This window comes from Halalkalibacter lacteus (assembly GCF_036663595.1).
GTDB lineage: Bacteria > Bacillota > Bacilli > Bacillales > Bacillaceae_D > Halalkalibacter > Halalkalibacter lacteus.
The window spans coordinates 1-24,692 of the sequence record NZ_JAWRVL010000022.1 but is presented as its reverse complement, the minus strand read 5'-3'; the positions used below and the strand labels follow the sequence as shown (position 1 = coordinate 24,692).

Below are 24,692 nucleotides of genomic sequence, written 5' to 3'. Positions count from 1 at the left end.
ATTATTTAGGATAACCAATAATAAGCTTGGCTCATCTAGATGGAATTTGTTCCTCTACTACTCGTTATCTTCCTCATTAAGCAAGCATTCAAACAGCTTAGGTTTATTTCTCGCTTTTTCTAATGCCGAAAAGCTAGGACTTAAGATCTCTACTTCCACTTCTTCCTCCAGCATAAACTTATCGTTCGCTAGTACTATGTCCAAAAGGTGCATATTCCCCTTTTTTGGACAACCCTGAAAAATGAGTCAGACCCCTTTATCCTTTTGTTATAGTAGGAAGTGCTACTTTTAGAAATTGTTCTGGATCGTTCGTTGTTATTTGCATATGTTTAGAATACTGACGTAGTTTCTCAATTACTTTAGCATCATCAACCGTCCATGCTCCGACTCGTATGCCTTTCTCAATAAGTGACTGCACTAATTCCTCTGTGATAAAAGCATAGTGCATCGAAATACTGCTTGCACCTGTATGTATCAACTGTTCCAGAACTAAAGTAGGACGGCCCAAAATAATCAAACCAGTTTCTCGTCATACGTAGAATCCTTTACAAGACCAGATCCATTTGTTGTCCGTTCTAAAGAGTGGTCATGGATGACAACGGGAATGCTGTCCTTTGATAAATGAACATCTAGTTCGACTGCGTACATGGGTGGTTCCTGCAGAGCTAATTGAAACGCTGCTAGTGTATTTTCCGGTGCTTTTGATGACCAACCTCGATGGGCAATACATTTCATAGTGATTTCTCTCCTTTATTATATGTTGCTTATTTAACCCCTGTGTAAACAAACGCCCGAATAATTTGACGTTGAGCAAAGAAGAAGGCAACTAAAATGGGAATAACAAGAATCATATTTCCAGCCATCAATATATTCCATGCGACTCCACCTTCGACTTGGCGAATTTTCGTAATCCCAATTGGCAGTGTTCTAGCTGCATCTGACGTCGTCATGACCAAAGGCCAAAAATAATCATTCCAATGAGTAATAAAACTAAAGAGAGCAAACGTGATAAGGACCGGCTTGGCTATTGGAACCATGATTTTCAAGATGATTTTCCATTCACTCGCATCATCAAGCCGTGCTGCTTCAAGTAACTCCTCTGGCACTTGCTTAAATGACTGACGCAATAAAAATATTCCGAAAGCACTCGATGAAAATGGAAGTATTAAGGCCCATAATGTATCAAGCAATCCCCATGCACTCATCTGTAAATAAACCGGTAAAAAGATAAGCTGAGCTGGAATCATTAACGTGATCATTGTAAGACCAAAAAAGAATGAATCACCTTTAAATTTATAACGAGCAAAGGCATAAGCTGCCGGAATAATCGTACACATTTGCAAAAGGAGAATCCCGATCGATACGATTGAACTGTTTATGAAATACGTCAGAAACGGACCTGAATTCCACGCCTTACTGAAATTGTCCCAGTTCAATTGTTCCGGTATCCATTTAGGAGGAAAGATAATCGTTTCCCCTAATGATTTAAACGATGTGGAAATCATCCATACAAAAGGCATCGCAAACATGCATACGAGAATGACAAGCCCAATTAGATTTAACACTTTAAAACTAACATGTCTCTTCATACGTTTTCTCCTTTTTTAACGATAATGAACTCGGCTTGCTAGAAGTTTAAAATAAATGATTGTTAATAAACTAATCACAAGCAAAAGAACGACGCCTGCAGCTGATGCATATCCGATCTTAAAAAAACGGAATCCATTTTCGTAAATGTAATAGACAAATGTATTCGTTGAATTGATCGGTCCACCTTGAGTCATAATAGCAATTGTGTCAAACACTTGAAACGATCCAATCATACTGATGACCGCTAAGAAGAAGAGCGTTGGCGATAGCATTGGCAATGTAATTTTATAAAGTATGCGAAATGGACTGGCTTCATCTAATTGCGCTGCTTCATACATATCTTTTGGGATGCTTTGCAGCCCAGCAATGAAAACAAGTGTATTAAATCCAATCCCTTTCCACACCGCCACTAGAACTAAAGAAAACAAAGCTGTGTCTGGATGCGTTAACCATTCTATTTTCGCTATTCCTACCAATCCCAAAAACCAGTTTAATAGACCATAATCAGAGTCCATTAACCACATCCAAAGCATCGAAATTGAGACGAGTGAAATAATGTGCGGACTAAAAATCGCTCCTTGGATGAAACTGTATAAACCACCTTGCTTGTTAAGCCATAAAGCCAAAAACAATGAAATGGATAACGTAAAAAACACAGTAAGAAACGTATATACTGCAGAATTCCTCATAACCTCTATAAATTCTCGCTCTCCTATTAAGGATATAAAGTTTTCAAAGCCGACAAAATCCATTGTTGGACTGACAAAATTCCAATCAAAAACGCTGAGATAAATCATATAAAAGATCGGATAGATGAAAAACAAACAAAAGATAATAACAGACGGAGCTATCATGGTATAAGGACGAACTTTGATCCACGACATAAATCTAGACCCCCTCTAGTACTAATGGCTTCTTCTTTCCCACTGCCACATCCCTCATACGTTCCCCATTTTTATTGAAGAAATATAGATCATCATATGAAATAGACATATACACTTTATTGGAACGTTCAACAGTTGACAGAAAGCTTTTAACATTACAAGTTCCAACTTTACTATTCACTTGGTAAATAACTTCTGACCCTAACGTTTCTCTTGTAATAATTTCACCAGGAATCACTAAGCGATTATCGCTATCAATGACGGTTGAATGAATGTTTGTATGTTCTGGTCGAAATCCTATGAAACCAGCATTTGTTTGAATATCAGGCAAGAGTGAACAAACACGCTCATAACTAACGACGTTCATTGCTGGAGTTCCAATAAATTCAGCTGTAAACGTGTTGCTAGGATCTTGATAAATATCCATCGGACTATCGACTTGTTTAATTTCTCCTTTGTTCAAAATGATAATCTCATCACCCATTGACATTGCCTCAACTTGATCATGGGTCACATAGACAAACGTCGTACCTAGCCGTTTATGTAATTGAATTAATTCTGTTCTCATTTGACTACGGAGCTTCGCATCTAGGTTCGATAACGGCTCATCTAGAATAAACACTTTTGGTTTTTTCACCATGGCTCGTGCCAAAGCAACACGTTGACGCTGACCTCCAGAAAGGTATTGTGGCTTTTTATTAAAAAACTCTGTTAAACCAACAATTTCTGAAATTTCACTAACAAGCTTTTTTCTTTCTTCCTTCGGTATTTTTTTATTAACTAAACCAAATTCAATATTTTCTTTCACAGTCATCGTTGGATAAAGCGCATAATTTTGAAACACCATAGCGATGTTTCGTTTCCCTGGTGGTACGTCATTGACGCGCTGATCATCAATCCATATATCGCCACTTGTCTGCGTTTCAAGTCCTGCAATCATTCGCAAGGTTGTCGACTTTCCACAACCTGAAGGGCCTACTAAAACAGTAAATGACCCATCTTTTATCGTAACATTTAGATTCTTTACTACTTCTTCATCTTTAAATATTTTCGTCACATTCTGTAAGACAATTTGAGCCATAAATGTGATACCTCTTTTCAGAAAAATTTGTTAGAGATGATCCGTTAAACAAACGTTTATTTAAACCTATTTTTCACACTTACTAAGTAACAGAATCTATTTTGACTAGATCAGGTAGAGAAGAAGGCAAAGTGCCTTCCCCTTCTCTACCTGCACTTTTTCTCCCTTACTTCAATAAATCATTTGCCTTTTCCGCAGCTGCATCTAGTGCTTCCTCAGGCATCACCTCATCATGAATAATCGCTCTCGTAATTTCATCACCAACTATTTTTTCAATTTCTGGATAAGCATCTTCCATTGGACGCGGTCTCGCATACTCTAACTGATCTACTGCAACTTTAAATTGTGGGTGTTCCTCATATAATGCTTGCATTTCATCACTATTTACAGCTGACATTCTACTTGGTAAATACCCTGTATATGTACTTGCATATACGGTTTGCTCCATCGACGTCATCCATTTTATCAATTCCCATGCCGCTTCCTGTTTTTTGGGGTCTAGTCCTGACGTCATGACAAGGTTACATCCTCCTGTAGGTACACCATAAGTTGAATTAGCTGGCATAAACGAAGTAGTAAGTTCAAATCCTTGTTCTTCTCCCATAGCTAACCAGTAAGATAAATCGGCAGTTGAACTAAACGTCATTGCAGAACGTCCATTTGCAAAATCTTGCTTGGCTGTAGCTCCAGCTTCATCACCAGTTGGTATTTTAATAATTCCTTCATTTGCAAGCTCTTTCCAAAACTCAACAGGAGCTACACCAGAAGGAGAATTGAATGCCGCTTCCGTTCCATCATCCGCTAGCATTTGTCCACCACTTTGAGCAATAAAAGCTTCATAAAACCAAATATTAACGGGCATTGTCATTCCAACTCGTTCACCTTCTACTGTTAATGCACTTGCATACTCCTTAAATTCGTCCCAATTTTTCGGACCAGCTGGATCAAGACCCGCATCCTCTAGTAAAGTCTTATTTAAGTAAAGAATAGGTGTACTACGTAGATACGGAAGTGCATATAGCTGATCGTTAACATACGAGTTCCCCATTAAGCCTGGAACAAAATCATTGATGTCTACATCATCTTTTTCAATAAAAGGAGTTAGATTTTCGGTCATTCCTGAATTTGCAAAAATCCCTACAGATGCAATTTCATTTTGTGTCACTTCTGGTGCATTTCCGGCTGCAAATGCTGCTTGCGTTTTGGCATGTAAGTCATCGTAGGAACCTTGATATTCAGCCGTAACATGAATACGATCCTGTGATTCGTTAAACATCTTTACTAGATTTTCATTATTTTCTTGGATTTTATCTCCCCATGCATACCAGTATGTAATATCAATTTTTTCATCGCTTTCTGCCGATGCCTGCCCCGAACTTCCTGCTTGAGTTTCAGATGAAGTTTGATTACTAGATTGATTACAACCAACCATAAGAGTTAGCACAAATAGTGAAACGATCCAAAATATTGTTTTTTTCATTTGAAATTCTCCTTATTATTCGAATTTTTCATTTTTTGCAGCAATTGTCTACGATAATGAAACATTCCACCTCCAAAAATATAAACACAAAGACCCCAATACCCCAATTTAAACGTCCAATTTTCTTGCTTAACGATTGAGTCATGATGAGTATGTCCATTGAAATAAAATCTTGAAATTCTAGAGAAAGACCGTAGTTAGTTAAATCACCTAGTGAAATGTTTGCATCTGCGTCAATTTCTAAAAACCTTCCTAGAAATGTCTCATAAAATGACGTTCTAGCATCATACAAACCTTCAATCGTGTCATCAATCGCTGAATAGGGTAAATCACCCATTAGGACAAGTTCATTTACATACTCCTCTCAAATTCACCTTGTTTTCTTTCTCCTTTATTCTATTGGAGCAATATTAAGCTCTGGTTTTGCTAGGATTAACTATTTGTTAATATGAATAGGGATAAATTTACAAATGTATCGTTATATTACTATTTTTCCGTATAAAAGGGGCGTTTTTCACCCTTTTTGAACAACCTCTACAAACAAAAAAACGCACAGTCCACTAACTGACTGTGCGTTACTCCTGTTCTTCTTTGCTTGCTTTCTCTCAAGGTTCCATTTTATGAATGCATATACGACAAAAATTCAGAGAACTAGGTGAGCTAAACAAGAACGCTAATCCTCAACTGCCTGGCTAGGATTAATCGTTTTTTCAACTGCAAATTCTTTCTCCTCCTTTTTGACAGACAACCAGTAATAATGGGCTGATACAACACAAAACATAGACGTAGCTGCTGCGACAACTCCTGAATCATTCAACAGAAGTAGCGCAAATGATGCAACTACCCCCGTTTGCAAAAAGAGTTGCTTATCGTACTCAATGAGTTGCAAACGTCTACGCCAAAGAATAATCGCTCCTAACAAATAACTTGTCACAAACAATTGTGTCCAATTTGAATGTCGAAAAATCTTCATATTCATTGCCAGTTTTCGTTGAATAGTATCTAAAATATACCGAAGATCACCGTTCAATATTCGTTCAAATGCCATCCCAATATGAGTCTGTTCGCCAGTAAACTGTAGCATATAGAGGAGAAAGAACAACCCAAGCATTGCCAGGCCAAAAAGGAGAATTACAAAACGCCAAGACCACGTTGCAAAAAAAGTTCGATAAAGCAAAAAAGCAAAAGCAAGACCAGCCGATAAGGTAGCACCAGCGTTTGTACCAAGTGTATTTTTACCAAGAATGACAACAACACCTACAAACATTATGATCGTACAGAGAATGGAGATTTTTTTCTGTTGGTTGGATAAGAGCGGACTTAACACCATGATAGCTGATATTAAATATACTCCAGCAAATTCATTTCCAATTCCGTAGTACCTAGCACCAATGATAGGATCATACCCTAAATAGGATCTCTGCATTAGTGGCGTACCAAGTATGACGTCCACAGTAATTAATAGAAATGTCATCACTCCAATCCAGAAGATTGGTCCATCCCCTATTTTTTCCACAACATATCCACATAAAAATGAACTAGCAATAAGCGCCAACACAAAGCCTGTTACACCCATTGTTTTCACCACTGTTGATAAAGCAAGAAACCAAAAAGGTGACCACAGGGCAGAAAGCAAAATGAGCCTAGTCAGATAACGCCAAGTCTGTCTTTTCTTCGTTCCAAACAAGCCATAAAGCGCTGCCCCTATTAACGCTAGAACAAGACAAGAAATGTAAATGGACAGGACACTCGCACGACTTTTGTATATTAACACAATCTCATTTACCTTTTGAAACACAGGTGATTTATCAACATCCCCTACATCCGTTTGCATGATAGAGTTTCCTGTAAATTGATCACTGGATAGGTTATATGTCTCAAGCAACGTTGGAACAACATCGACACTGCTTATGATATACTCCTGTCTTGTTGTACTCGAAGTCAAATACCCTCCCTTTTCTTCCCCCCAATAGAAAATGGGTGCCAATTGTTGCTTTTCTTCATATGCTTGCTTGTGCATCATCGGTGCAATCAGCCACACTTCATCAACTTCATTTTTAGCACGATCGATAAATGAACTGAGACGTAACAACTGCCTAGCTTTCTCTTCGATAAAATGAGAACCCTCCATGTAATACATTTGATCGTATAAACGGTACAAGTCTCCCCACTCTATTACAATAAATCGCTTATTCTTATCCACCTCTGTTGATAATTTGTTGATAAGATAATCAGAATCCATTTCGACCCCATTCGGAGCACCCGGTTTTCTTTTCACAGCTTGGTGTAAATCGCCATTCACATTTCCACTTTGATCCAGAGCAAGAAGAGAACCATAACGAATTTGTTCTTCTATTGTATCACTATGACCGTAAACCTCCCGAACAACTTCAACCTGTTTCAATTTTTCCCCAACATCTCCTACTTGTCCACGATGAGTGCCTTCTTCATTCTTTTTATTCAAACGATGGAAGTCAGGATGTAACAATCCAGTCGTTCTTTTCGTTCCGGTTAGTTGATGAAACCATTCACTTGCTTCCACCCCTTTAATTTTTTCACCTAGTTCATAGCTATTCCAACCTTGTATACCTACAGCCTTTGCACTAGCCGCTATCGTCACCATATTATTCAAATACGAATAAGGACCATCTGGGCGTACATTCATCGCCCCGATAGCTGCTTCTTGCCAAAGCATCGCATTCTCGTCATTGTCGATAAGCCACTCTGCTTCTATAAAAGACATTCCAGGAACTAAGATTACCAGTAATTCTTCCGTGTCATCCTTTGCTAGTGCATTACTATCCACACTTAACGGCAACAACAAGCAAATCACAATTAACAAAATTATCTTTCTCCACATAGCCCTCAACCTTTTTAATCTAATTTTCTGACATATCCACACTATCCACATAGTTACTAACAGGCAAAACCCCTGTTTTTAAAGCTTTTCTTTATTTATTAACATTACCCACAGACTTATCCACATTTAAGTTAATAACAAATTTTTTCGCGTCAATTCTAACCTTTTTCTATTTATCCACATTGTTAACAATGTTGTTGATAAAAATTGTTAACAACTATTTTTGACGAATTACGACAAAAAAACCACCTAATGATAGCATTCGCTCCAATAAGTGGTTTTAAACATATTTACTGTTGTTCTAAGTCAAGTCCAGGGTTTCCGTTCAAATTAAAAGATGCAAACTTATTTCTTTGTAACTTAATACTAGCTGCAGCACCAATCATAGCCGCATTATCTGTACATAACGATAGTGGAGGAATAAGAAGTTCTACACCAGATGACCCGAACTCAACTTCTAACGCATTTCGCAAGCCTTTATTCGCCGCTACTCCACCAGCTAAAAGCAATTGTTTCACCTCATACTGCTCAACTGCTCGTTTTGTTTTTCCAACAAGAACGTCAATGACGCTCGCTTGAAAACTCGCTGCAACATCTTCTATTTTTACTTCCTCATCACGTTGCTTCATATTATGTAGTTTGTTAATAACCGCTGATTTTAATCCACTAAAACTAAAGTCGTATGAATCTACTTCTAACCACGACCTAGGAAATGCAATGGATTCCTGACCTTCTGACGCGAGACGGTCAATATGCGGTCCTCCGGGGTAAGGTAAGCCAAGTGTTCGCGCTACTTTGTCATAAGCCTCACCTACTGCATCATCCCTAGTTTCACCAATAATCTCAAAGTCTCCGTCTTCCTTCATATATACTAATTCCGTATGACCACCGGATACAACAAGTGCTAACAAAGGGAAAGAGAGTTCAGATATTAGTTGATTTGCGTAAATATGTCCTGCAATATGATGAACCCCAATCAGTGGAATATCATGCGCAAAGGCAATCGCTTTTGCTGCATTAACCCCAATCAGTAATGCACCTACTAGACCAGGGCCTTCCGTAACAGCAACAGCACTTAGATCTGCAAATGTAACATTTGCTTCCTCCATTGCTTGTTCAATAATGACCGTAATCTGCTCAACATGATGACGCGAAGCCACTTCTGGCACCACCCCACCAAACCGTTTATGGCTTTCAATTTGCGAAGCGACGATATTACTCAAAATGACCGTTCCGTTTTCAATGATTGCTGCCGATGTCTCATCACAGCTTGTTTCAATCGCTAAAATTAATTCGTTTTCATTCATCTACATTCACCCACATTACTAAAGCGTCTTCTAAATTGTCTGCATAATATTTCTTTCGTATGCCACCTTCAACAAAGCCCATTTTCCGATATAATTTTTGGGCAACTGTATTGGATACCCGTACTTCTAATGAGAGTTTTGACACACCCATTTGCACTAAAAACGCCTTGACATAACGTAGCAAGCGTTCACCATGACCTTGACCTCTAGACCTCGAATGAATGGCAATATTGGTGACTTGAGCCTCATCCATAACAACCCATAACCCGCAATACCCGATTATGTTATCTTCTACTTCATAGACTAGATATTGAGCAAACTGGTTAGATGTTAGCTCATTAATAAAAATAGCTGGATCCCATGGTATTGAAAATGCATCACGTTCTACATCCACTACGGCTTCTACATCCTCTAGCGTCATAAACCGGATCGTTTCTTTCTCTTGTTCAATCATTGGCCGAGTCCTTTTCTTGCTGCGCTTTTTGCCAATTGACTTCCGCTTCTGCTAACTGCAAATAATTCGGGACAATAGTATGCGTTACATTCTCGTCTGTCATCTTTTGACCTAATCTTGCAAGTTCAGTCGGTCTAGGCAACATCATCGAACCTGTAGCAAAATGTGCCTGCTCTTTCAGTCCTTCCATAATCATTGCACGATGTAACTCAATATCCTGACCAATAAACAAAACAGGTTCATTCAATTCTTTTAAATAGACGAGCCAGTCTTCTAACATAATTAAACAATCACTCGCCACTTCTTTAACTAACATCTCTTTTGTTTGATAATGCCCTGTATACACTTGCCCGCGTCTAGCATCCATAATCGGCGAAATTATTCCTTGAAAGAAACGACCTGTTTGAGCCATTACCGCTAAACTAGATACGCCAATAACCGGGATACCTAATGACCATGCAAGTGTTTTAGCAGTCGTGACTCCAATGCGTACACCTGTATAGGAACCCGGTCCATTTGCGACAACAATCTCGTCCAGCTCCTTCGGTCGAACTCCTACTTCCTTCATTAGATTATCAATTGCTGGCATTAAACGAATAGAATGATTCTTTTTAATATTGGTAGTGATTTCCCCGAGTGTCCGTTCTCCATCTGTAACAGCAATTCCCATCACAAAAGACGACGTATCAATGGCTAATGTCTTACTCATGATTGCAACTCCTTACATAATTCTAGAGAGCGGTTTCCCGTCGATCCGAAGGTAATCTTTCGACTCATCTCCGCTAAATGGAATAATGAAATAACTAGACGATCTTCAGGCAACTGCGCGGAGATCATACTTGGCCACTCAATCACAGATACTCCTTCTCCGTAGAAGTATTCCTCTAATCCTAAATCTTCTGTTTCATCTTCCATACGGTACACATCCATATGATAAAGCGGCAACCGCCCCTTGTATTCTTTTATAATCGTAAACGTTGGGCTATTGACGACTCGCTTCACGCCCAGTCCTTTCGCTAACCCTTTTGTAAAACTGGTCTTGCCAGCTCCCAAGTCACCTTCTAATGTGATAACATCACCCGGCTGAACGAGCGTGCCTAGTTTTTCTGAAAGCTTCATTGTCTCATCAGGTGATTGGGTTATCATCGTCCATTTTTCCATGTATTTCACCCACGCTTTTGAAAATGATTGTATCCGTGCTTTTCTATCTTTTTCAATTGTTTTTCTTCTTTTAAAAATACACTAGGTTCGCCTTCTTCAACAAATCCAATGATCTGAAACTGTAAACCTTGTTTATGAAATATAGCTTGTAATTCCTTGATACTACTTTCTGGAGCGGTCCCAATCAAGACAAAATCTTCTCCTCCAAAAAGAGCCCAATCCAATTGCTTTTGACGTGAATACTTCCTCATTGCCTCATGAATGGGCAGAGATCCAGCCTCAATGACTAAACGTACGCCACTTGCTTCAGCGAGTTCATACGCTTCACTTGCCACTCCATCACTCACATCATTTAACGCAATTCGTTTAGACGCAGTCGCCAACAATCGTCCTTCATTGACATGTGGCAATGGTTCTTGATGAGCTGTAACAAGAAGTTGTTCTTGCTCAGTAAATGGCCCACATAGGGTTTTTTCAAACAATAGATCTAACCCCGCTGCAGATGCCCCAACATATCCAGTAACAAATAACTTGTCTCCAGCTTCAGCTTGATCTCGGAACCTCGCCCTGCCTTTTTCGACGATACCAATTGCTGTAACGGTTAAAACAAGAGCATCTTTCGTTGAAACTGTATCCCCACCAATCAAATCCATCCGATACAATCGAGCTAACTCATCCATCCCTTTATATAGATCAGTAAGTTCATCCTCTGTCCAAGCAGGAGGAACAGCAATCGAAACAAGGTAATAGGAAGGAATAGCTCCCATTGCAGCTAAATCGCTTATATTAATGGCTAGCCCCTTTTTTCCTATTTGAACAGGCGAAAGCGTATCGCGCCGAAAATGCACTCCTTCTACCATGGTATCCACACAAACAACCTCGTCCATGTTCTCTGTTCTTGAATAGACAGCAGCATCATCGCCTATCCCACGCACAAGTGTTGTCTGATACGTACGTTTAGGAGTGATGTTAGAAATAAACACAAACTCATCTTCCATTGTAACCGATCCTCCAACCATCGCATCTCTTCTGCAAAAAACCTTAGGATTGTTTTACCCCTAAGGAACGTCTCTTCTAGTTTATCCGATTTTTATAAAAAAGCCTAATGTAAAAAGTATTTTCAACGTTATGAATATGTTCATACGGCTATTAGCGAACAGGGTGTTAACCACTCTAGAACAAAAAAGCCGAAACATAAGTTTCGGCTTTTTTACTGGTATTGCGGGGGACGGATTTGAACCGCCGACCTTCGGGTTATGAGCCCGACGAGCTACCAGACTGCTCCACCCCGCGTCGTTAAAAAGTAAATAGATGATGTTATTTCAATGAAGAAGACATTTTCCTCTTCTAGTATTTCAGTGACGTCTATGCGTCAATGTTACTCGTAGTAATTTCGACGATGAAATGCTCGTTGCTCCACCCCGCGTCGTTATAAATTCATTGATGATGTTAATTTGTAGCAATTGTTATTTCCTCTACAAAATATATTATAACCGTCAAAAACTTAATTTATACAAAGAAATTCAGCCCGGCAACGTCCTACTCTCACAGGGGGAAGCCCCCAACTACCATCGGCGCTGAAGAGCTTAACGACCGTGTTCGGCATGGGAACGGGTGTGACCTCTTCGCTATCGCCACCAGACTGTTTCTCTCTGACACAAAATATATCATACCATGTAGATTTAAAGAACGCAAGCGTTTTTAATTTTTTAAAATAAATACTTATATTATCTTTTACTTTTAGAGCGTGTTCAAGAAGTTGGCAATGGCTTCGCTCATTGCTTCGAGGTTGTTCAAAAAGCGAAAAAACACCCCTTTTTGAACAACCTCTTTTAAAAACAATAAAAAAGAAGCACACTAAAGGTTGCTCATCCACTATGTGCTCCTTTTTTCTCTTATTCCGCCTTTTCAATCGCTTGAGTAAATGCGTCAATAATATCGTTTTCGTCTTCAATTCCAACAGAGATGCGAACCAATTGTGTCCCTATTCCAAGCTCTGTTCTCAATTCATCTGGAACAGTGCGGTGTGATGTGCGAAGTGGATACGAAACCGTTGTTTCAACACCTGCTAATGTTGGCGCAATTTTCACCCAACCAAGTGAGCAGAAAAACTGCTCCACATTAATATGATTAGCTAAGTCAACACTGACCATGGCACCATTACCTTTTTCTGATACAAATTGAGGATAGAAAACTCTCTCGACACCCGCATGAGCTTTAAGTGCTTCAGAAAGCCTTTTTGCGTTATGGCTTTGTCTTTCCATCCGAACACTTAGCGTTTTAAGTCCTCTACAAGCAAGCCACGCTTCAAATGGACTCAAGTTACATCCTAACGTGCTGACTTTTCCTTTTGCGGCATCAATTAATGATTGCTCTCCCACAAGAACACCAGCCGTTACGTCACTATGACCACCGATATATTTCGTTGCACTGTGGACAACAAGATCAGCACCGAGGGTTGCTGGTTGTAGTAAATAAGGCGTTGCAAACGTGTTATCAATCATTGTCTTAACACCTTTTTCATGCGCAAGAGCGATGACTTCTTCTAATTTTTCAACACGAAGAAGTGGGTTTGTGACAGATTCTGTGTAAAGTAAAACCGTTTTATCTGTGAAAGCCTCTTTGACAATCGTTAAATCTTGAAATGAAACAAAGCTTACGTCTATTCCAAAATTAGGGAGCTCCTCCGCAAACAGCTGATACGTTCCTCCGTATAAATCATCAGACGCTATAACATGATCTCCAGTACTTGCCACAGCAAGTACTCCAGTTAAAATGGCAGCCATTCCAGAAGATGCCGCAACTCCGTCATCTGTTTCCTCTAGTAGAGCGACACCCTTCCCAAGATCATCAGTATTTGGGTTGCTATATCTTGAGTATAAATATTCTTTATCTCCTTCATAGAAGCTTTCCATATCATCTAAATCCTTAAAAACAAACGCTGACGTTTGATAGATTGGCTTTGCCTTACTTGCATTTCTTGCAGGTTCTTTTGTTTGAAAATGTACCGTCTTTGTATTGAAATTTGTTTCTTTCATTTCTTTTCATCCCCTACCCTATAATTCTTTCATGATCGCAAATCCAAGAACAAACACCACCACTGAACCAAGAATATTCACAACAAGCATGGCAATGAAAACGATAGCAAAGGAAATCGCTTCATTAGAGCTGTTCCTAGCAAGTAACGACTATCGCACCAGTGACTCCGCCCAAGCTTACAAAAGGAAGATAAATTCCCACTATGATTCTCTATAATGGTTCCTATCGGATAGCCCTTTCATAATGTGTAGAGATTTAAATAATAACGGAGGCTTGTCCCGACAACTGCACCAATAGCAATTGCACCTAGATTTTTCAATAATACTTGCTTCAAAATGGATGCTCCTTAATTCGTACGAATAGTTAGATTTTATCTCACTAAAGAAAAGGTCGCAAGGTTGGTATGTTCGATTCGATTAAAATTCTTCTTCATATCACTCTGTAAATGACTATCAAATACTAGATTCTTTCATTTTTTTCTATTGTCCATGCTCGATTCAATGCATAACTATTTGCCTAGCAATCTAGAACGATTGACAGAGTCTTGCATATGTTATAGGGTAGAGGATGTGAAAAAAGTGAATACCTCGTTAGGTGAGGCTCCTGTGCAGGAGATACGCTACTGCCCAAAAATGTCCAAAGACGCCAATGGGTCAACAGGAACTATCGACATAAGGTGGTTCTTAATGTAGCTGGCTATGCCTATGCCGCACAGTGCTAAAGCTCTACGAATGGAGGACTAACTTCTAAGCAAAACCGGAAGGATTATTTGTGTTTTTTCAAGGACACCTCACATTCGTCGAGGTGTCCTTTTATTTTGTTAGAGTGGCGTAACCACTAATAGTATTTACTTTGTTAAGGAGGTGCATGTACAAATATGAGTTCTGAACCCGAACCCAATAGGACAAATTTAATCAAACATTTATTTGAAATCCGCATGCAACCGATGCCTGTGGTGACTAAAGCTTAGAAAGAGGTCATATCATGGTGAAACTTAACAAAGAAACTAGAGAAGAGTATTGCAAGCATTTATTTCAACTGTTAACTATTGAGGAACTTGATCAGTTTCATGAAGACTTTTTACAACTTCACCCAACCGATCAAGCCGAATTTTATATCACATTAGAAAGAGAATATCGTCAAAAACTTTATGGAATCATCACTGCGGATACAATGGCTGATATTTTTCAAGCGCTAGAACTTTCAGAACAAAAAGAGTTAATTATTGAATTTGACCAAAAATATGCAGCAGACATGATCAATCACCTTTATGCAGATGATGCCGCTACCTTTTTATCTGAACTCGATCCGACCGAAGCTCAGGCTATTTTAAAGGCGATGAATACAGATGATGCAGATGATGTAATAGAATTAATGGCTTATCCTCCCAAAACAGCTGGATCGATTATGACGAAAGAGTTTATTTCCCTCTCATCTATGAACACAGCTCAAGAAGTGATAGAACAGTTACGTAGGGAAGCACCTAATGCTGAAACGATTTATTACCTTTATGTTGTTGATGAACAGGAACAGCTAGTCGGGGTTGTTTCCTTACGAGATTTGATTACGGCACAATCAAATGAACTTGTAGAAAGCCTAATGAGTACACGTGTTGTATCAGTAGTATCTACGACTAATCAAGAAGAGGTCGCAAAGCTTATAAAAAAATATGATTTCCTAGCTGCTCCAGTAGTTAGTCCTAATGGGCTTTTACTCGGCATTGTAACAGTCGATGATGTCATTGATGTCATTGATGATGAAGCAACAGAGGATTTAGGCGAATTCACTGCTTCTCGAGGGGCTACAGATGTCAACGTTACATCATTTACAGCAGCCAAAAAGCGCGCTCCCTGGATTGTTCTCTTAATGTTTTTTGGCCTCATTACTGCCGGTGTTATTGATCAATTTGAAGAAACGCTTAGCCAAATTGTCCTACTAGCTGCGTTTATTCCACTTCTTATGGGATCAGCTGGAAATGCAGGTACCCAATCCCTTGCCGTTGTCGTTCGCGGCCTCGCACTTGGTACACTTGAGAAAAAAGGGTTAGCTCGTACACTTTTGCGGGAATTTAGCACTGGGATGATGATCGGTTTAATATGTGCACTTGCTTTACTTATTATAATCCCTGTTTTTTACGGCAGCTTTATACTAGCTGTTATTGTCGGAATATCCATTTTTTGTTCCTTAAGTGTTGCAACAGTCATTGGAGCTACCGTTCCGCTTATTATCAATAAATTAAAAATAGATCCAGCATTTGCATCAGGACCTTTTATCACAACCGTCAATGACATTCTTGGATTATTAATCTACTTTACAATTGCAACTAGTTTACTAGAGTTTATATAAAAGAGCCGTTGCAAGGTATTACTAAGAGTTTACTCATTAGTTGGGTACTCTTTTTTTTATTCCATCATTTATCAACTCGTTTCCTACGCCAAAATTAGCTATAATAAGACATAGCCTCTATAGAACAGGAAGATATTATGGAAATCGTAAAACACTTAATCTTTGAGTATGGTTATTTTGGTATTTTTATTGCACTTGTTGGTGGGATCGTTGGACTTCCCATACCTGATGAAGTGCTACTCCTAACGATTGGATATTACTCCTATCTTGGCAGGGTGAATTTGCTAACCGCATTAATTAGTTCCTACCTAGGTTCTGTTATTGGTATAACGATTAGCTACATACTAGGTGCGAAATTAGGACTTCCTTTTCTATTAAAATACGGTAATAAGATTTACTTAACGAAAACCAAAATCTCAAATGCACAACAGCTCTTTTCTAAGCATGGTGCTTGGCTACTATTACTCGGATACTTTATACCTGGTATTAGGCATTTAACAGGTTACTTAGCAGGTATCTCTCGCATGAGGATAGGAACATTTATTCTCTATTCGTATATAGGCGCTCTCTTTTGGGTTACTGTATTTGTTTTATCCGGATATGAGCTAGGGATAAAGTGGTATTTCGTTAAGCAGTCATTTGAAACTTATAAATTCATCATTTACTTTTCCTTTTCAGCTGTTCTTACGATCATTGCTATTATTTATTTTTTTAGATTTATAACAAAAAAAACTAAACCACTCTAAGTGTGTGAGTGGTTTTTCCTTCATGTCTCACCTTTTTGAAATAAACAAGGTCTCTTAAACGAACCATCATAAAACATTCTGCAGCTTATGTTTATTTCTCCTTTATAGTAGCACCAGCATTTGTTCCAACAATAATTAGGTCGGTCATTCCAATAAACAGACCGGTTTCCACTACTCCTACCATCTTCTTGATCGTTTCATGTAACACACTTGCATCCTCTATTACTTCAAACGGACAATCGAGTATATAGTTCCCATTGTTTGATACAAAAACTTGATTCTCCTTCTTTCTAAGAATTGGTTCACAGCCGAGTTGGGAGATGCGTGAAGCCGTTACTTCCCACCCAAAAGGTACGACCTCAACGGGTAGAGCAAACTTCCCTAATGTTGCAACGATTTTGCTCTCATCGACAACAATAATCAATTTATCGGATGCTGCATTTACTACCTTTTCTCTAACAAGAGACCCGCCCCCACCTTTTATCAAATTAAAGTGAGGATCAACTTCGTCTGCACCATCAATCGCTAGGTCTAATTGTTTCACCTTTGAAAAATCGGTTAATGGAACTCCAAATTTCTGTGCCCACCCTTCTGTGCGAAGAGAAGATGGTACTCCTTTTATATCCATCCCTTCCTTTACAAGTGCACCAAGCTTTTGAAGCGTCCAATAAACCGTTGAACCTGAACCTAGCCCTACTGTCATACCATCCTCAATATATTCAATTGCTTTTTCTCCTGCTAGCTTTTTTCTCAGATCTGCTTGCCCTATCATTATCCATACTCCTTTCCTAGTTATTTTCCTAACTCTTTTCGAAGTGGTGTAAACACATCAAGAAGTACACAATCCTGAATGACCTTAACACGATGCTCTACATTTGAAGGGATGTATTGAACATCTCCTTTTTCAAGGATCGTTCTTACTCCTCCTACTTCAAACTCAACAGATCCACTTTCAATATAGCTTATCTGCTCTTCAACATGCTGATCAACGTCTCCATGAAAGTCTTTTTTCAATTCAACCTTTACAAACATTAAAGAACCTTGATTATTTAATATTTCTCTTTTTACCATTGTAATATTTTCCTTTCTATTTACCTTCGCTAAAGGTGGTGAGTTCTAAATGGTAAAACCAACCTTTCTTAACCCCTCTAAAAGAAGCTTGGACTGATTAGTTTCGGGATATAAAATGCGACATTTGGGAAGAATGCAACAAATATCAATACTGCTAGAATAACCGCAATAAATGGGATTACCGCTCTAAATGATTTTTCAATAGATAATTCCCCTATTTTCGCTGCCAATAATAAACATAATCCATATGGTGGTGTAACCAACCCAACAGCTAACGTCATGATTGTGATCAAACCAAGTAATACAGGACTAATTTCAAAATGCAGAGCTACTGGTAAAATGACAGGGATAAATAATATCATCGCTGGAATTGCATCCATAAACGTCCCAATGAACAAGAAGAACAAAATGATAATCAAAAGAAAGACAAACTTACTATCGATATTGTTAGCAAAAAACTCTTGCACCCACGAAGCTAGTTGATAATAACTTAGCAATTCGCCTAATGCACTAGCAGCTGCTAATGCAAACAAGGATAACGAACTTAACGTTAACGTATCTACTAAGATTTTCGGTAAATCCTTCACCTTTAATGTTTTGTAGTAGAACATACTTACAAACAATGTGTAAAGAGACGCAAAAGCGGCTGCTTCAGTTGCTGTGAAAACACCTGAGATAATCCCACCGATTAAAATAACTGGTGTTAATAGCGCCGGAAGCGTTTCCATAAGTAACTTTGAAAACTTAGCTAACGAAGTCCTTTCATATCTGGGATAGCCTCGTTTTATTGAATAAAAATAGATTAAAACCATCATCCCTAGTCCCACTAAAACTCCTGGAACTATTCCAGCTAAAAACAAGGCTCCGACTGATGCATTTGTTAAACCAGCAAAAATAATCATTGGAATACTTGGAGGAATGATAACACCAATAGTTGAAGAGGCTGCCGTAACACTTACTGCTGTTGCGGTATCATACCCCTGTTTTTTCATATTTGGAATTAAAATTTTACCGACTCCTGCTGTATCAGCTTGAGATGCACCTGAAACTCCAGCAAAAATCATTGAAACTAATATATTAGCATGCGCTAACCCACCACGGATATGGCCAACAATTGAAAGAGCTAAATTAATCAACTTCTGTGAAATTTGACCATGATTCATGAGATTAGCAGCAAGGATAAACAACGGAACTGCTAATAAGACAAAAGAATTAAGACCATTTAGCATTTTCACTGGAACTGAAACTTCTGGAATATATGGTATACCTAAAATCCCTAATAAAGCGACTATCCCGATAACAAACGCAATAGGAATTCCAATAAACATAAGGACAAGAAAGATGGCAACTAGTAAGAGTCCCATTATTTAATCGCCTCCCTTACTGCTAATTTTCTGATGCCACCAGCTATATGTGCAAATAAGTAGATAACCATTGTTATTGTCATCACCGGAAATGACAGCCAAACATACCCCATCTTAATTGACGGTAACGTTACCCAATTATAATTCCAGAAGCTTGTTAGGGCGGTGAAGCTATAAAAACATAAAGCCGCGCAAAACAGTAAAAGTATACTGTCAATGACAAGACTTAGCGTAACTCTTGCTTTACCCTTTAACTTCTTTTCTAATAAATCAAAGTTAAAATGGTCCTTTCTATTAACCATAACCGCTGCACCCATAAATATCGCCCAAATGAATGAGTAGTTTGCTACCTCTTCTGTCCAAATAACTGAGATCCCAAAATATCGAGTAATAACTTGGATGATAATTGCAATAAAGAAAATAATTAAAAAGATAACTCCTACTGTTAATTGAATTTTTTCAAGAAATCGAATAAACATGTTTTCACCGTCTTATTCTAGAAGATAAAAGGAGGAACACCCCAGCATGCCCTCCCTTTTCATTTTTTACCTCTTACTTCAACTCATTGATTTTCTGTAATAACTCTTCTATTCCCATTTCTTTTGCAGCTTTCTCATGAATAGGTTGAGCAATCTCAATAAACGGTACTCTATCAATTTCATTCACTTCTGCTCCACCAGAAACTGCTAACTCTTTATACTCATCTTCTTGTGCATATAAGGCTTCACGTTCAGCTTCAACAGAAGCTTCTGCTGCCTTTAAAAGAATTTCCTTCTGTTCATCGGTAAAAGAATCAAACTTGTTACCACTTACTAATAAAAGTCTTGTAGTATAGTCATGTGCCGTTTCTGTTGTATATTTACCATTTGGTGTTTTGTGGTGATTTTGTTGAATGTAGTAAGGATAAGCATTCTCTGCAGAATCGACTACATTTTGCTGTAACGCTTGATATAGCTCACCCCATGCAACAGAAGTTGGGATAGCACCTACTTGCTGCCAGTAATCGGAAACTACACCAGAAGTTTGCGTTCTTATCGTCATACCTTTTAAATCTTCAATGGATTCTAATGGCTGTTTACCGTAGTAATGTCTAACACCGGCCGTCCAGTATCCAATAATTTTAAAGTCGTTGTTTGATTTCTCGTTTACCAATTGAGCCAATTCTTCTCCTACTTCGCCATCAACGACACTTTCCCAATGCGCGTAACTTTCGAATAAATAAGGAAGAGCAAGTAAGTCTACTTCCTTAATACCAGTAGATGACATAAAACCTGGAGATACTAATACAACATCAGCTCCTCCTAACTTAAGTCTTTCTACTAGCTCTGATTCTTCTGTTCCTAACGTTCCTGCGTGTACTTCAACTTCAATTGCCCCATCAGATTCGCTTTCAGCTACTTCCTTAAATTTCATTAATCCATCTTGGTAAGGATTCTCAGGAGAAGTTTGATTATGAGCCGCAATAATTTTAAGGCTATCAACAACCTCTGTATCACCAGCACTAGGTTCTCCTCCACTTGTTTCTTGACCATTTCCACATCCTGCCAAAATAATTAAGAATGCTAAGGCTGATAACATTGACGTTAAAAATGATTTCTTCATGTTATTTCCTCCTTCGATAAATTCGAATTTTTATTGATTCGTTAGAATAAGCTGACTAAAATTATTCGAGATTTGCATGTCGTTTCGTCATTTCAGCAAAATCAGTGTTCGATTCAGATTTTTTTAACGTTCCCATGATAATCGAATCCAGCACTAGATGTACCGCTTGATCAAATTGATTGCCAAGAGGTTGGATCGTTCTTGGTTCATCTGGACGACGATATTTCGTCGCAGCCGGAATGATTAATGTTCCATCACTAATTGCCGCAATTTTTGACTCTTTGTTTGTAGTTACCAGTAGCACTCTAGCACCTGCCTCTTTAGCTTTAGATGCAAATTGATACATAGCACCCGTTGACCCAGATCCAGAAATGGCTACTAATAGATCATCTGCTTCAATACTCGGTGTAATCGTTTCACCAATCACATAGACAGTAAATCCCCCATGCATCAGTCTCATAGCAAAGGCTTTCCCCATTAACCCAGAGCGACCTTCACCTGATACAAAAATTCGTTTTGCGCTGCTTAGCTCTTTACTTAGTTGCAACGCTTCTTCTTCATTTATATTTGCTAGCACTGTACTCATTTCATTCGCAACTGTTTCAATGATTGATCTCATACTTTTTAACCATTCCTTTCATCTTTTCAGCTACAAGCTTACTATCCGCCTTAGTTATAGCGCTTCCAACAATAATAGTGTTCGGTTTTTTTTCTAAGATCGCTGGTAACGATTCTAAATTAATTCCGCCAGCTACCGCTACTTCAAATGACGAATGACCATCTAATAGTGAAAATAAATCGGTATGAATTTCCCCATCAACTTGCATGTCTTTCCCATAATGTAAGCTGACTAAATCGACACCAAGCTCTTTTAACTCGCTTATTCGGTTAGGATCAATCACACCAAGGAGATCAATCATAATCCGTTTTTCATACTGCTTGGCGACTTTTAATGTGTCTATAATCGTTTTGTTAGCTGAAAAAGCCATTACCGTAGTAATATCAGCTCCCGCTTCAAATGCTTGCGCAGCTTCAAATTTTCCAGCATCACATGTTTTCATATCAGCAACGACTATTTTATCTGGAAACTGCTTCTTTACTTCTCGTACAATTGACATGCCATAGTCTTTGATGACACCGGTACCAATTTCAATCCAATCAATAGATTCTTTTGTGTCTGTAATGATCTGTAAACAATCCTCTCTAGTTAAACGATCAAGAGCTAATTGAATCTTCATCTCTCTACTCACCTTACCTTTCTATAAATTCCTTTTCACCTAGTTGCATAAGAATATCATCTAAGTAAGGCAATCCCTCATTATCACCTGACACACTTACAACCATTGAACCGATTGTATTCGCAAAATGTAAAGTTTTCAGTAATGGCCATTGTTGCAACACTCCATAAATGAATCCTGCATCAAAACCATCACCTGCTCCAACCGTATCAACAACTTTCTTCGGTTTAACTGGTGGAGAATCAATGTATTCTCCATTATGATAGCCTATCGATCCTTTCTCTCCTTGCTTAATTGCAATATAGGAAATTCCTAATTCCGTGCTTGCCTCGATGATTTGCTCTGGATCATTTGTTCCAAATATCATTTCAGCTTCCTCAAGTCCAGTTAATAAAATATCGACAAACGGCAGGAACTCACATAGAGCAGCTTTTGCATCTTCCTTACTCCATAGCTTTAATCGAATATTTGGATCACAGGATATGAGCATTCCCTGTTCCTTAGCAAGCATGATTGCTTTTTTAATGACCTCGACATTTTTGTCTTTGTCGACTGCTGGGAACACACCGGTTATATGAAGAAGCTTAGCTCCTTGAAACTGGGAATCAATCAATTTATCTTCTGTTAACGTGGAAGTCGGTGAGTTTGCTCGATAGTAAAAAGTTCTCCCACTTCCATCCTCTAATACTTCTTTAAAATGAACTGATGTTGGATAACCTTCAACCAACTTTACTTCTGAAACATCTATGCCCTCTCCACGAACAAAATTATAAATATATCTTCCGAATTCATCATTTCCTAACCGACTAATCCACCTCGTTTGTAACCCCAGCCTAGAGCAACCAATTGCAACATTTAACTCAGCCCCGCCAACTTTACGATCAAATGCTGATACAAATCTTAGTGGCCCTTTTGTTTGAGGATTCAGTGATACCATCGCATCTCCTATTGTAATTACATCCATTTTAGTAGCTCCTCTCTTACATCCTACGATGTTAACAAGACTCTCGATTTATTAATTCTGGCTCAAACCGATAGATGTGTTCACTGTTTTTCTCTTTATTTTGAACCTTTTCAAGTATTAACGCAGCCGCCTGTTTCCCCATTTCAAAGGTCGGTTGAGCAATGGTTGTTAGTGAAGGATTATAGAGTCCTGCAAATGAGACTTCATCAATACCAATCACCGCTAGATCTTCTGGTATTTTTATAGAATTAGCTTTTGCATATTTTAAAATTTCCATAAGAGAAAGATCATTACCAGCTATAATTGCCTTGGGCCGTTCAGTTAGTTGAAGCATTTCTTCAAGGCCCTTTTGAATCTCTTGAACTTCTAAACTCTTAATGTAGTCATCAACTACAGGAAGTTCATGTTTTTCTAGTGAATTTTTAAAACCGTTTATTCTTTCTACCCTTGAAGTAATATTTCGACTAATTGATGTGGTGATGATCCCGATTTCTCGATATCCCTTCTTAACTAAGTGTGACACCGCCAAACTAGATGCCTTTTCATTGTCTAACATGATTGACGGAATATTGACAATGTCAATAGAACGGTCAACAAAGACAAGTGGATAATTGTCTTTGTTCATTTTTTGATAAAGGTCCACATTTCCACCAGTCGGAAAAATAATCAATCCATCTACTTGTTTAGCCTGTAACATCTCAATGTATTTCTTTTCTTTATCAGGATTGTCATCGGCATTGCAGACAATAATATGAAAGTCTGACTCGTGACAATAATCTTCAATAGCTCTAATAACTTGTGTTGAGAAAGAATGCAAGATATTAGCGACAATCACACCAATTGTTGAGGTCGATTTTTGCTTTAAGCTTCGCGCAACTATATTTGGTTGATAGCCTAAATCCTTAATAGCTTGCTCAATTCTTTCTTTTGTCTTTTCTCCCATGTAATCAAATCGTTTATTTAAATATTGAGAGACTGTGCTCTTAGATACATTTGCTTGTTTCGCAACATCTGTTATTGTGATTGTTTTCATTTTCCAACTCCATGTTTTGTAACATATTTGAGCTTCGACTTTCACTAAATCGGTTTAGTAAATCGGTTTAGTTAGAGTATAAATTAAATGAAAGCGTTTTACAATATGTTTCTGATAATTTTATTTTAATGTTTCTGTGTGGCAATTGCAGATAATCTAGTACTATAAGGTTTTTAGTTATTCGTTATCAGTAGTTTGATTTAATGATATATTGTCTGTTAGGGGCGGTTTATTGTCCAGTGGGAGGATTTGTTGTCCGAACTAGCTTATTTATTGTCGACTAGATTGATTTTATTATCCGCTGGCTTTTTCTTCTACTATAAAAGGTGCATCTAGCGCCTAGGAGATGATATTCATATATATTAAAAAAGACAACCCTATTGGATTGTCTTTTATTTGCCTGGCAACGTCCTACTCTTGCAGGGGGAAGCCCCCAACTACCATCGGCGCAAAAGAGCTTAACGACCGTGTT

General features: G+C 38.4%; 26 protein-coding genes, 1 tRNA gene, 2 rRNA genes and 1 riboswitch. Of the genes, 2 read left to right on the top strand and 27 right to left on the bottom strand.

Features of this window, described 5'->3' with window-relative positions; genetic code table 11:
- Window positions 1-57 precede the first annotated feature (57 nt).
- The 17 genes from SAZ04_RS15445 to SAZ04_RS15365 form a co-directional block, all read right to left on the bottom strand.
- Window positions 58-204, bottom strand: a complete 147-nt coding sequence (locus tag SAZ04_RS15445) for a hypothetical protein (RefSeq protein ID WP_332696787.1) — start codon at window positions 202-204, stop codon at window positions 58-60.
- A 52-nt stretch (window positions 205-256) separates the two neighbouring features.
- Window positions 257-517 carry a hypothetical protein gene (locus SAZ04_RS15440; RefSeq protein WP_332696784.1) on the bottom strand — a complete coding sequence of 87 codons (261 nt, stop codon included), beginning with the start codon at window positions 515-517 and terminating at the stop codon, window positions 257-259.
- Window positions 514-735, bottom strand: a complete 222-nt coding sequence (locus tag SAZ04_RS15435) for a glycerophosphodiester phosphodiesterase (protein ID WP_332696781.1) — start codon at window positions 733-735, stop codon at window positions 514-516. Before SAZ04_RS15435 ends, SAZ04_RS15440 begins: the two co-directional genes overlap by 4 nt.
- Window positions 736-764: 29 nt before the next feature.
- Window positions 765-1,589 carry a carbohydrate ABC transporter permease gene (locus SAZ04_RS15430; RefSeq protein WP_332696778.1) on the bottom strand — a complete coding sequence of 275 codons (825 nt, stop codon included), beginning with the start codon at window positions 1,587-1,589 and terminating at the stop codon, window positions 765-767.
- 15 nt (window positions 1,590-1,604) lie between these two features.
- A complete protein-coding gene (locus tag SAZ04_RS15425) occupies window positions 1,605-2,474 on the bottom strand; it encodes a carbohydrate ABC transporter permease (protein ID WP_332696775.1) in 870 nt (289 codons plus the stop codon).
- A gap of 4 nt (window positions 2,475-2,478) precedes the next feature.
- Complete coding sequence (locus SAZ04_RS15420; RefSeq protein WP_332696773.1) at window positions 2,479-3,555, bottom strand: ABC transporter ATP-binding protein; 1,077 nt, start codon at window positions 3,553-3,555, stop codon at window positions 2,479-2,481.
- A gap of 166 nt (window positions 3,556-3,721) precedes the next feature.
- Window positions 3,722-5,035: an ABC transporter substrate-binding protein gene (locus SAZ04_RS15415; RefSeq protein ID WP_332696770.1), complete on the bottom strand. Its 1,314-nt coding sequence runs from the start codon at window positions 5,033-5,035 to the stop codon at window positions 3,722-3,724.
- 28 nt (window positions 5,036-5,063) lie between these two features.
- A complete protein-coding gene (locus SAZ04_RS15410; RefSeq protein WP_332696767.1) occupies window positions 5,064-5,372 on the bottom strand; it encodes a hypothetical protein in 309 nt (102 codons plus the stop codon).
- A 336-nt stretch (window positions 5,373-5,708) separates the two neighbouring features.
- Window positions 5,709-7,895 carry a hypothetical protein gene (locus SAZ04_RS15405; RefSeq protein ID WP_332696765.1) on the bottom strand — a complete coding sequence of 729 codons (2,187 nt, stop codon included), beginning with the start codon at window positions 7,893-7,895 and terminating at the stop codon, window positions 5,709-5,711.
- 290 nt (window positions 7,896-8,185) lie between these two features.
- Window positions 8,186-9,202 (bottom strand): tRNA (adenosine(37)-N6)-threonylcarbamoyltransferase complex transferase subunit TsaD, encoded by a 1,017-nt coding sequence (tsaD, locus tag SAZ04_RS15400; protein ID WP_332696763.1) that lies wholly within the window; start codon window positions 9,200-9,202, stop codon window positions 8,186-8,188.
- Window positions 9,195-9,656, bottom strand: a complete 462-nt coding sequence (gene rimI, locus SAZ04_RS15395; protein ID WP_332696760.1) for a ribosomal protein S18-alanine N-acetyltransferase — start codon at window positions 9,654-9,656, stop codon at window positions 9,195-9,197. The genes tsaD and rimI overlap by 8 nt, the downstream gene beginning before the upstream one ends.
- On the bottom strand, window positions 9,649-10,365 hold the full coding sequence (tsaB, locus tag SAZ04_RS15390) for a tRNA (adenosine(37)-N6)-threonylcarbamoyltransferase complex dimerization subunit type 1 TsaB (RefSeq protein WP_332696758.1): 717 nt from the start codon (window positions 10,363-10,365) through the stop codon (window positions 9,649-9,651). Before tsaB ends, rimI begins: the two co-directional genes overlap by 8 nt.
- A complete protein-coding gene (gene tsaE, locus SAZ04_RS15385; RefSeq protein WP_332696755.1) occupies window positions 10,362-10,817 on the bottom strand; it encodes a tRNA (adenosine(37)-N6)-threonylcarbamoyltransferase complex ATPase subunit type 1 TsaE in 456 nt (151 codons plus the stop codon). The genes tsaB and tsaE overlap by 4 nt, the downstream gene beginning before the upstream one ends.
- Window positions 10,818-10,822: 5 nt before the next feature.
- Window positions 10,823-11,815 (bottom strand): thiamine-phosphate kinase, encoded by a 993-nt coding sequence (thiL, locus tag SAZ04_RS15380; RefSeq protein ID WP_332696751.1) that lies wholly within the window; start codon window positions 11,813-11,815, stop codon window positions 10,823-10,825.
- Window positions 11,816-12,036: 221 nt separating this feature from the next.
- Window positions 12,037-12,110: transfer RNA gene (locus SAZ04_RS15375), tRNA-Met, on the bottom strand.
- Between the two features lie 233 nt (window positions 12,111-12,343).
- Window positions 12,344-12,459, bottom strand: a 5S ribosomal RNA gene (gene rrf, locus SAZ04_RS15370).
- Between the two features lie 253 nt (window positions 12,460-12,712).
- Complete coding sequence (locus SAZ04_RS15365) at window positions 12,713-13,855, bottom strand: trans-sulfuration enzyme family protein (protein ID WP_332696748.1); 1,143 nt, start codon at window positions 13,853-13,855, stop codon at window positions 12,713-12,715.
- Between the two features lie 580 nt (window positions 13,856-14,435).
- Window positions 14,436-14,599, top strand: a riboswitch (M-box (ykoK) riboswitch).
- A 241-nt stretch (window positions 14,600-14,840) separates the two neighbouring features.
- Between SAZ04_RS15365 and mgtE the strand changes: the two genes are divergently transcribed.
- Both mgtE and SAZ04_RS15355 read left to right on the top strand, forming a co-directional pair.
- The gene (mgtE, locus tag SAZ04_RS15360) at window positions 14,841-16,202 is read left to right on the top strand and encodes a magnesium transporter (RefSeq protein WP_332696746.1); all 1,362 of its coding nucleotides are present in this window, start codon (window positions 14,841-14,843) and stop codon (window positions 16,200-16,202) included.
- A gap of 137 nt (window positions 16,203-16,339) precedes the next feature.
- A complete protein-coding gene (locus SAZ04_RS15355; RefSeq protein WP_332696743.1) occupies window positions 16,340-16,948 on the top strand; it encodes a DedA family protein in 609 nt (202 codons plus the stop codon).
- Between the two features lie 91 nt (window positions 16,949-17,039).
- Here the strand turns inward: SAZ04_RS15355 and rpiA are convergent, their stop codons facing one another.
- From rpiA to rrf (SAZ04_RS23520), 10 genes are all read right to left on the bottom strand, one after another.
- On the bottom strand, window positions 17,040-17,720 hold the full coding sequence (rpiA, locus tag SAZ04_RS15350; RefSeq protein WP_332696740.1) for a ribose-5-phosphate isomerase RpiA: 681 nt from the start codon (window positions 17,718-17,720) through the stop codon (window positions 17,040-17,042).
- Between the two features lie 20 nt (window positions 17,721-17,740).
- On the bottom strand, window positions 17,741-18,019 hold the full coding sequence (locus tag SAZ04_RS15345) for a cupin domain-containing protein (protein ID WP_332696737.1): 279 nt from the start codon (window positions 18,017-18,019) through the stop codon (window positions 17,741-17,743).
- Between the two features lie 77 nt (window positions 18,020-18,096).
- Window positions 18,097-19,383, bottom strand: a complete 1,287-nt coding sequence (locus SAZ04_RS15340) for a TRAP transporter large permease (protein ID WP_332696735.1) — start codon at window positions 19,381-19,383, stop codon at window positions 18,097-18,099.
- A complete protein-coding gene (locus SAZ04_RS15335) occupies window positions 19,383-19,862 on the bottom strand; it encodes a TRAP transporter small permease (RefSeq protein ID WP_332696733.1) in 480 nt (159 codons plus the stop codon). Before SAZ04_RS15335 ends, SAZ04_RS15340 begins: the two co-directional genes overlap by 1 nt.
- 73 nt (window positions 19,863-19,935) lie before the next feature.
- Window positions 19,936-20,985 carry a TRAP transporter substrate-binding protein gene (locus SAZ04_RS15330; protein ID WP_332696731.1) on the bottom strand — a complete coding sequence of 350 codons (1,050 nt, stop codon included), beginning with the start codon at window positions 20,983-20,985 and terminating at the stop codon, window positions 19,936-19,938.
- 61 nt (window positions 20,986-21,046) lie between these two features.
- Entirely contained in the window at window positions 21,047-21,604 is a 558-nt protein-coding gene (hxlB, locus tag SAZ04_RS15325; RefSeq protein ID WP_332696728.1) for a 6-phospho-3-hexuloisomerase, read from the bottom strand.
- A complete protein-coding gene (gene hxlA / locus SAZ04_RS15320; RefSeq protein ID WP_332696726.1) occupies window positions 21,588-22,223 on the bottom strand; it encodes a 3-hexulose-6-phosphate synthase in 636 nt (211 codons plus the stop codon). The genes hxlB and hxlA overlap by 17 nt, the downstream gene beginning before the upstream one ends.
- A gap of 13 nt (window positions 22,224-22,236) precedes the next feature.
- Window positions 22,237-23,187 carry a sugar kinase gene (locus SAZ04_RS15315; protein WP_332696723.1) on the bottom strand — a complete coding sequence of 317 codons (951 nt, stop codon included), beginning with the start codon at window positions 23,185-23,187 and terminating at the stop codon, window positions 22,237-22,239.
- A 31-nt stretch (window positions 23,188-23,218) separates the two neighbouring features.
- Window positions 23,219-24,220 (bottom strand): LacI family DNA-binding transcriptional regulator, encoded by a 1,002-nt coding sequence (locus SAZ04_RS15310; protein ID WP_332696720.1) that lies wholly within the window; start codon window positions 24,218-24,220, stop codon window positions 23,219-23,221.
- Window positions 24,221-24,618: 398 nt separating this feature from the next.
- Window positions 24,619-24,692: ribosomal RNA gene (gene rrf / locus SAZ04_RS23520) — 5S ribosomal RNA — on the bottom strand; the annotation flags it as partial.

What these genes read in the sequence shown, in the direction of transcription:
- SAZ04_RS15435 (WP_332696781.1), bottom strand. Translation starts at nt 735, where the DNA reads ATGAAATGTATTGCCCATCGAGGTTGGTCATCAAAAGCACCGGAAAAT.
- SAZ04_RS15430 (WP_332696778.1), bottom strand. Translation starts at nt 1,589, where the DNA reads ATGAAGAGACATGTTAGTTTTAAAGTGTTAAATCTAATTGGGCTTGTC.
- SAZ04_RS15425 (WP_332696775.1), bottom strand. Translation starts at nt 2,474, where the DNA reads ATGTCGTGGATCAAAGTTCGTCCTTATACCATGATAGCTCCGTCTGTT.
- SAZ04_RS15420 (WP_332696773.1), bottom strand. Translation starts at nt 3,555, where the DNA reads ATGGCTCAAATTGTCTTACAGAATGTGACGAAAATATTTAAAGATGAA.
- SAZ04_RS15415 (WP_332696770.1), bottom strand. Translation starts at nt 5,035, where the DNA reads ATGAAAAAAACAATATTTTGGATCGTTTCACTATTTGTGCTAACTCTT.
- SAZ04_RS15410 (WP_332696767.1), bottom strand. Translation starts at nt 5,372, where the DNA reads ATGGGTGATTTACCCTATTCAGCGATTGATGACACGATTGAAGGTTTG.
- SAZ04_RS15405 (WP_332696765.1), bottom strand. Translation starts at nt 7,895, where the DNA reads ATGTGGAGAAAGATAATTTTGTTAATTGTGATTTGCTTGTTGTTGCCG.
- tsaD (WP_332696763.1), bottom strand. Translation starts at nt 9,202, where the DNA reads ATGAATGAAAACGAATTAATTTTAGCGATTGAAACAAGCTGTGATGAG.
- rimI (WP_332696760.1), bottom strand. Translation starts at nt 9,656, where the DNA reads ATGATTGAACAAGAGAAAGAAACGATCCGGTTTATGACGCTAGAGGAT.
- tsaB (WP_332696758.1), bottom strand. Translation starts at nt 10,365, where the DNA reads ATGAGTAAGACATTAGCCATTGATACGTCGTCTTTTGTGATGGGAATT.
- tsaE (WP_332696755.1), bottom strand. Translation starts at nt 10,817, where the DNA reads ATGGAAAAATGGACGATGATAACCCAATCACCTGATGAGACAATGAAG.
- thiL (WP_332696751.1), bottom strand. Translation starts at nt 11,815, where the DNA reads ATGGAAGATGAGTTTGTGTTTATTTCTAACATCACTCCTAAACGTACG.
- SAZ04_RS15365 (WP_332696748.1), bottom strand. Translation starts at nt 13,855, where the DNA reads ATGAAAGAAACAAATTTCAATACAAAGACGGTACATTTTCAAACAAAA.
- mgtE (WP_332696746.1), top strand. Translation starts at nt 14,841, where the DNA reads ATGGTGAAACTTAACAAAGAAACTAGAGAAGAGTATTGCAAGCATTTA.
- SAZ04_RS15355 (WP_332696743.1), top strand. Translation starts at nt 16,340, where the DNA reads ATGGAAATCGTAAAACACTTAATCTTTGAGTATGGTTATTTTGGTATT.
- rpiA (WP_332696740.1), bottom strand. Translation starts at nt 17,720, where the DNA reads ATGATAGGGCAAGCAGATCTGAGAAAAAAGCTAGCAGGAGAAAAAGCA.
- SAZ04_RS15345 (WP_332696737.1), bottom strand. Translation starts at nt 18,019, where the DNA reads ATGGTAAAAAGAGAAATATTAAATAATCAAGGTTCTTTAATGTTTGTA.
- SAZ04_RS15340 (WP_332696735.1), bottom strand. Translation starts at nt 19,383, where the DNA reads ATGGGACTCTTACTAGTTGCCATCTTTCTTGTCCTTATGTTTATTGGA.
- SAZ04_RS15335 (WP_332696733.1), bottom strand. Translation starts at nt 19,862, where the DNA reads ATGTTTATTCGATTTCTTGAAAAAATTCAATTAACAGTAGGAGTTATC.
- SAZ04_RS15330 (WP_332696731.1), bottom strand. Translation starts at nt 20,985, where the DNA reads ATGAAGAAATCATTTTTAACGTCAATGTTATCAGCCTTAGCATTCTTA.
- hxlB (WP_332696728.1), bottom strand. Translation starts at nt 21,604, where the DNA reads ATGAGATCAATCATTGAAACAGTTGCGAATGAAATGAGTACAGTGCTA.
- hxlA (WP_332696726.1), bottom strand. Translation starts at nt 22,223, where the DNA reads ATGAAGATTCAATTAGCTCTTGATCGTTTAACTAGAGAGGATTGTTTA.
- SAZ04_RS15315 (WP_332696723.1), bottom strand. Translation starts at nt 23,187, where the DNA reads ATGGATGTAATTACAATAGGAGATGCGATGGTATCACTGAATCCTCAA.
- SAZ04_RS15310 (WP_332696720.1), bottom strand. Translation starts at nt 24,220, where the DNA reads ATGAAAACAATCACAATAACAGATGTTGCGAAACAAGCAAATGTATCT.